Source organism: Prosthecobacter vanneervenii, assembly GCF_014203095.1.
GTDB lineage: Bacteria > Verrucomicrobiota > Verrucomicrobiia > Verrucomicrobiales > Verrucomicrobiaceae > Prosthecobacter > Prosthecobacter vanneervenii.
The window spans coordinates 544,166-550,676 of sequence record NZ_JACHIG010000003.1; the positions used below are offsets into that span (position 1 = coordinate 544,166).

At 60.0% G+C, this 6,511-nt stretch carries 8 protein-coding genes; 4 read left to right on the plus strand and 4 right to left on the minus strand.

Annotated features, from left to right (window positions below; genetic code table 11):
* The first annotated feature begins 79 nt into the window (after nucleotides 1–79).
* The 3 genes from HNQ65_RS10090 to HNQ65_RS10100 all read left to right on the plus strand — a co-directional run bounded on the left by HNQ65_RS10090 (nucleotide 80) and on the right by HNQ65_RS10100 (nucleotide 2,565).
* Nucleotides 80–499 (plus strand): hypothetical protein, encoded by a 420-nt coding sequence (locus tag HNQ65_RS10090; protein WP_184339400.1) that lies wholly within the window; start codon nucleotides 80–82, stop codon nucleotides 497–499.
* Nucleotides 499–1,083: a pseudouridine synthase gene (locus tag HNQ65_RS10095; protein ID WP_184339401.1), complete on the plus strand. Its 585-nt coding sequence runs from the start codon at nucleotides 499–501 to the stop codon at nucleotides 1,081–1,083. Before HNQ65_RS10090 ends, HNQ65_RS10095 begins: the two co-directional genes overlap by 1 nt.
* Nucleotides 1,084–1,341: 258 nt before the next feature.
* On the plus strand, nucleotides 1,342–2,565 hold the full coding sequence (locus tag HNQ65_RS10100; protein WP_184339402.1) for an aspartate kinase: 1,224 nt from the start codon (nucleotides 1,342–1,344) through the stop codon (nucleotides 2,563–2,565).
* 459 nt (nucleotides 2,566–3,024) lie between these two features.
* On the opposite strand, the gene HNQ65_RS10105 is transcribed toward HNQ65_RS10100, so the two are convergent.
* The 4 genes from HNQ65_RS10105 to HNQ65_RS10120 form a co-directional block, all read right to left on the minus strand.
* On the minus strand, nucleotides 3,025–3,315 hold the full coding sequence (locus tag HNQ65_RS10105; protein WP_184339403.1) for a 30S ribosomal protein S6: 291 nt from the start codon (nucleotides 3,313–3,315) through the stop codon (nucleotides 3,025–3,027).
* A gap of 20 nt (nucleotides 3,316–3,335) precedes the next feature.
* Entirely contained in the window at nucleotides 3,336–3,950 is a 615-nt protein-coding gene (pth, locus tag HNQ65_RS10110) for an aminoacyl-tRNA hydrolase (protein WP_343076555.1), read from the minus strand.
* A 21-nt stretch (nucleotides 3,951–3,971) separates the two neighbouring features.
* Complete coding sequence (locus HNQ65_RS10115; protein WP_184339404.1) at nucleotides 3,972–4,640, minus strand: 50S ribosomal protein L25; 669 nt, start codon at nucleotides 4,638–4,640, stop codon at nucleotides 3,972–3,974.
* A gap of 61 nt (nucleotides 4,641–4,701) precedes the next feature.
* On the minus strand, nucleotides 4,702–5,640 hold the full coding sequence (locus HNQ65_RS10120; protein ID WP_184339405.1) for a ribose-phosphate diphosphokinase: 939 nt from the start codon (nucleotides 5,638–5,640) through the stop codon (nucleotides 4,702–4,704).
* 143 nt (nucleotides 5,641–5,783) lie between these two features.
* On the opposite strand from HNQ65_RS10120, the gene HNQ65_RS10125 reads away from it, so the two are divergent.
* On the plus strand, nucleotides 5,784–6,431 hold the full coding sequence (locus tag HNQ65_RS10125) for a serine/threonine-protein kinase (RefSeq protein WP_184339406.1): 648 nt from the start codon (nucleotides 5,784–5,786) through the stop codon (nucleotides 6,429–6,431).
* Nucleotides 6,432–6,511 lie beyond the last annotated feature (80 nt).

A 6,511-nucleotide genomic window follows, 5' to 3' on the forward strand; every position in this document is an offset into this window, starting at 1 on the left:
CAACCACTGCGGCGCACCGCTGCAAGTCTCCGGCACCACCCGCTTCGTCACCTGCCAGTTCTGCCAGAGCAGCCTCGAGGTGAAGCGCACCGAAAACTCCATCTTCACCGAGGAGATTGCCAAAATCGCCGAAAACACCGGCAAGATGGCTGAAAACCTGGAAGTCATTACGATCCAAAATGAGATCGAACGTCTCGACCGGGAAATGGGTGTGGCGCAGTTCTCCGCTGTGAAAAGAAGCGCCCCAGGTCCGGCTGCACGAGCCGCAGGCGTCTTGTCCGGCGTCTTTTTCACTGCCGTTTGCATTTTGATGTCCACCGGCTTCTCCAAAGCAAACGCTGGCCTTTTCATCATCGTCCCGCTTGGCATGGCATTTTTTGGAGTAGTCATCACCCTGTCCAACTTGCGCGCTGGCATTAATGAAGAAACCTCACGTGCCACTTATAGGACCCGTCGTGAGGCTCTCACACGACAGTTGGAGGTCTTGCAGCAAAAATAATGCTTCTCGCCTTCTACAAGCCCTTCGACGTCCTCTCCCAGTTCACTCAGGAGCATCCCTCTCACCGCACGCTCGCCGAGTTCGGTTTCCCGCCGGATGTTTACGCCATAGGCCGCCTCGATCGCGATTCCGAAGGCCTCCTCCTCCTCAGCGATGAGGCCCATTGGAACGACCGCCTTCTCAATCCCCGCCATGCCCACCCCCGCACCTATCACGCCCAGGTGGACGGCCAGACCACCGAAGAGGCGCTGAAAAAACTCCGCTCCGGGGTGGATCTCAAAGAATTCCGCTCCCTCCCCTGCAAAGCCAGACACCTCGATCCCGAGCCCCCTCATCCACTGCGGGATCCACCCATCCGCTTTCGCAAAAACATCCCCACCTCCTGGATCGAGCTCACCCTTACCGAGGGCAAAAACCGCCAGGTCCGCCGCATGACCGCCGCCGTCGGCTTCCCCACTCTCCGCCTCATCCGTGTCTCCATCGGCTCCCTCAAACTGTCCGATTTGGGCCTGAGCGCAGGCCATTGGCGCGAATTGACCTCCGAAGAACAGCATCGAGTCCTCCCCACCTCAAAGCACGCTTAAACGCGCTGCAGCCCTTCGGAAATCGAAAATCAAAAATCGATTGCTCGACAATCGTCAATCCTCCGGGCCTAGACGCGACGTGGACAGGCACGATTGACGATTGAATGGACCATCGATTTTTGATTTTTGAAGTTTCCCGCCTCCCCCTGTCCTCCGGAAACAACCGCCACAACTGCCAACTCCCCTCCGCCGCCCCAAATCCCTCCTTGCACACCCGCCCTGCCATGCCATTTTCCGCGCCCTTTCCCCAACCCTAGCATGGCCCTCATCGTCCAGAAATACGGCGGCACCTCCGTCGGCACCCCCGAGCGAATCCGCAATTGCGCACGCCGCATTCTGGAAACCCAGCGTGCAGGCAATCAGGTCGTCGCAGTCGTCTCCGCCATGTCCGGCGTCACGGACAATCTGATCAAGCTCGCCAAGGAAGTCTCCCCCGAGCGCGATCCCATCGAGCGCGAGATGGACGTCCTCCTCGCCACCGGAGAGCAGACCACCATCGCCCTCACCGCCATGGCCATCAATGCCCTCGGTGGCAAGGCCGTCTCCCTCACCGGCGCTCAGGCAGGCATTTCAACCGACCGCGTGCACACCAAGGCCCGCATCGTCAACATCACCCCTGACGCGGTGAAGCAGATGCTCGACGAGGGCAACATCGTCATGCTCGCCGGTTTCCAGGGCGAAACCGCCAGCGGCGAAATCACCACCTTGGGCCGTGGTGGCAGCGACCTCACCGCCATCGCCATGGCTGCTGCCATCAAGGCCGACCTCTGCCAGATCTACACCGATGTGGACGGCGTTTACACCTGCGACCCCCGCGTGGTGAAGACTGCTCAGAAGATCCAGGAGATCAGCTACGAAGAGATGCTCGAAATGGCCTCCTCCGGCTCCAAGGTGATGCAGAGCCGCAGCGTCGAGTTTGCCAACAAATTTGGTGTGCGCTTCGAAGTGCGCAACAGCATGAACAACAACCCCGGTACCATCGTGAAAGAAGAAACCCCCGGCATGGAGTCTGTCGTCGTCCGCGGCGTCAGCCTTGAGCGCAATCAGGCCAAAGTCACCATCGACGACGTCGCCGACCGTCCTGGCATCAGCGCCGCCATCTTTGGCGCCATCGCCACGGCCAACGTCACGATCGACATGATCGTTCAGAACGTCAGCTTCGATGGCATCACCGACATCTCCTTCACCCTCAGCGGGGCCGACCTCGCCAAGGCCGAGACTGTTCTCAATGCCGTCCTGCCCACCCTCGGAGACAAGGCCAAGCTCCGCACCCAGAGCAGCATCGCTAAAGTCAGCGTCGTCGGCATCGGCATGCGCAGCCACAGCGGCGTCGCCGCCAAGATGTTCAAGGCCCTCGCAGACGCCAAGATCAACATCCAGATGATCTCCACCAGCGAGATCAAGACCGCCGTCATCGTGGATGAAGCCGAAGTCGAAAACGCCGCCCGCGTCGTCCACACCGCCTTCGGCCTCGACGCCTGAAAATCATAAGTGATGCAGGCACTCCTGCCTGCAATTCGAGCGTCCCTGCGGATCCTTTTGACCAGTCTGCGTGGCCATGAGCGAGGACCTCAATCCTTACCAGCCACCGCAGGCCCCTGCCCCAACCGCGCCGCCTCGCAATCGTCTGACAGGCTGCATGCGCGGTTCCCTCGGTTGCGGTTGCTTCATTCCTTTCGTGCTGTTTTTGATCGCTGGGTTGTCTGGTGATCTCGGAGGCCCGCTTTTCTGGCCCCTCCTGGTCCTCGTGGGCACCGTTGTAGGAGCAGCTATCGGCACACTCTTCGCTCCTCGTGGAAAGAAACCATTGTAAGCCATTCCGGTCCTTTTTGTCTTTCTAAGTGGCACGCCGCGCGCTTCCTGCCACTTCCCAAAAAAACAAAACCCCAGTCCGCGCTCTCGCACGAAACTGGGGTCATGAAAAAACACCGACGCGTCAGACTACGCGCTGCGCTTCAGGTAGTACTGCTGATACACGTTTTCGTTCAGCTTCAGCTTGGAGCGGAGGCTGTCCAGAGCGGCAGGAGCGCCGGTGAACTGGATGTTGATGAAGTGGCCGGCCTCAACGTGGCGGGGGTTGAAGGGGAACTTGCGTTTGCCCATGTTGTCGATCTGCTCGAGCTTCAGACCGGACTTTTCCATGTCCTTGCTGATGGTGCTGACGAGGGAGTCAACGGTTTCTTCTTTGCCTTTGGTGTCGAGCACGATGAGTGCCTCGTATTTGCGGTTCATAGGTGGTGTGGTTTCGGGGTTTAAGATTCGGTTTGTCGGTTGAAGACATTCATGGCGGCTTCCAGCCCGCGATCAACTGCAGAAAGCACGGCGTCTGCGGCGCGCTGGATCACGGCTTGCAGTTCAGTCTGCTCTCCAGCATGAAATTTTCCCAGCACGTGTCCCACCATGCGTTCTCCGGCAGGACGACCGCCTTCGGGGGAGATGCCAACCTTCAGGCGCGGAAACTCCTGTGTGCCCAGGGAGCCGATAAGGGAGCGGATGCCATTGTGACCAGCGGCCGAGCCATTCGTGCGAAAGCGCATCCGGCCCAGCGGCAGGTCCACATCGTCGTAAACGACCAGCGTCTGCTCCGGACGGGCTTTGTAAAAATGCCCGACGGCTTGCACGGAACGGCCGCTGTCGTTCATAAACGTCAGCGGCTTGAGCAGATAGCCTCCGGAAAATTTCGCCACCATGCCTGACCAGCGCTTTTCCTCGCGGAAAGCAGCTCCCAGGCGTCGTGCGATTTCGTCCAGCACCATAAATCCGATGTTGTGGCGGGTGTCTCGGTAGTTTTCTCCGGGATTGCCGAGGCCGACAATGAGTCGCGGTACGTTTATGCCGCTGCTCGTTGAGTCCGCGCCGGAAGCCACATCGTGGAAAGGGTGCGGAGATTACTTCTTGGCGGCGGGCTTTGCAGCAGCGGCGGCGGCAGGAGCAGCAGCAGCCTTGCCAGCGGCGGCAGGAGCAGCAGCGGCGGCGGCAGGCTCGGGTTCGGCCTCCACCTTGGGCTCTTCGCACATCACGATGACCACATCACCAGCCAGGCGGGCAGTGACACCGGCAGGGAAGCTGATTTCACTGACGTGAATACCCTTGCCGACTTCGAGGTTGGTGACGTCGATCTGAATGCTCTCAGGGAGATCCTTCGGCAGGCAGCGGACTTCGATTTCGTGGTGAATGGCTTCCACCAGACCGCCCTGCTTCTGGCCCTTGGCCTCGCCGACGAGCGTCACAGGGACGTTGGCGTGAATTTCTTCGTCGGCCGCAACGGCGTGGAAGTCAATGTGGAGGATGCCACCGCGCAGATAGTCGTGCTGCACTTCCTGAACGAGAGCCAGCTGGTCTTCAGCTCCGGAAATCTTGAGGGAGACGAGGATGTTGTCAGAGGCGCTGCCTTCGAGAAGCTTGGCAAAGGTCTTGCCGTGCACCTGGATGTTGGAAGCCTTCACCTTGCGACCATAGAGGGCAGCCGGGATGTTGCCTGCTTTGCGCATGCGTTTGACGGCGCCGGTACCGGACTGGGTGCGGACTTCTGCCTGGAGATCGAGAATTTTAGCCATGGTCGTGATTCCTCAAGGGGAGGAGGTTAAGTTTTGGAAAAAGGGCGCGGAGAATACACGCCTATCCTCGCGTGTCAAACAGGGATGTGACAGACTCATTCCCGTGAATGCGGGCAATGGCCTGCGCCAGGAGGGGGGAAATGTCCAAAGCGGTCACTTTTTCCCCGGTGGCCTGGGGGGTGGAATTCGTGGCCAGAAGCTCCACGATGGGGGATTTCAGGATGCGGTTGCGCCCCTTTTCCCCCAGCACGGCATGGGACACACCAGCATAAATTTTCTTCGCTCCGTGCTTCAACAGCAGGTCGGAGGCCGCCGTCAGCGTGCCAGCTGTCTCGGTCAGGTCATCCACCAGCAGCACATTTTTGCCCGCCACGTCACCGATGACGCTGTGCGCCTCCACTTCCTCGGCGCTCACACGGTTCTTGGCCACGATCGCCATCGGAGCACCCAGGGCCTTGGCAAAAGCGTGCGTCATTTTGATGCCTCCCACGTCCGGAGACACCACCACCAGGTCGTTGATGCCACGCTCGCGGATAGCCTTCATCAGCACAGGAGCCGCATAGAGATGATCCACAGGAATGTCAAAGAAGCCCTGAATCTGCCCTGCGTGCAGGTCCACCGTCAACACGCGGTTCACGCCGGCAGCCACCAGCAGGTTGGCCACCAGCTTGGCAGTGATCGGCACCCGTGGGCGGTCTTTGCGGTCCTGGCGGGCATAGCCAAAAAAGGGCAGCACGGCGGTGATGCGGGAGGCGCTGGCGCGGCGCACAGCGTCCACCATGATCAGCAGTTCCATCAGGTTCTGGTTCGTCGGCGGGCAGGTCGGCTGCACGATGAAGACGTCGCCACCGCGGATGTTTTCATGGATCTGCACAAAAGTCTCGCCGTCCGGAAACGTGGTCAGCTCAGCGGCGCAAAGATCAATGTTCAGGTTTTTGGCAATCGACTGCGCCAGCGTCGGGTGCGCGGAGCCGCTCAGGATCTTCAGACTTTCATTCATGGGGCGCGGAGTTAGGCGAGCCTGTCACAGAAATCAACCCATCGCGTCATTCTCTGCCTCATCATTGCTTGTGCAGCGCAGCAAGTTCTCGTACGACTGGTGGAAATTCTGCTAATTTGCGGTCCACACCTCCCAGCGCTGCCATGAGTGACTCCCCCAGCCCAGCCCCTCAGCCCCGGACCGGTGGGAGCTGGCGCTGGGAGCCGCCCAGCCCGGAGGCGCTGCAAAAAATGCTGCCCCAGTATGAGATTCACATGCTCGTCGGTCGTGGCGGCATGGGCGCAGTCTATAAAGGCACCCAGCTCAGCCTCGACCGCGCAGTAGCCATCAAGGTCCTCCCACCCGCCGTCGAGCAGCAGGACGCGGCCTTCGCGGAGCGCTTTAAAAACGAAGCCCGCCTCATGGGCCGCATGAACCACCCAGCCATCGTCGGCGTTTATGACTTCGGCAGCACCGCAGACGGCCAGCTCTATTTTGTCATGGAGTACGTGGATGGCACCGACATCCATCAGATGATCGCACGGGAAGGCAGGTTGCCTCCACAGCATGCCCTGGCCATCACCGCCCATCTCTGCGATGCCCTGGGTTACGCCCACAAGCAGGGCATCGTCCATCGCGACATCAAGCCCTCCAACGTGCTCATCGATGTCGAGGGCCGCGTCAAAGTCGCCGACTTCGGCCTGGCCAAGCTCACCAGTCAATCTCAGCACTCCAGCCTCACCCAAACCGGCATGGCCATGGGTACGCCAGACTATGTGGCACCCGAAGCCTTCACCCTAGGCCGTGTTTGAAAACCCTCAAGAGCCATATCTGAGCCAGTCGATGACGGAGGCAAACTGAATGAGGGAGAGGAAGTGGCGAGCAAGCTTGT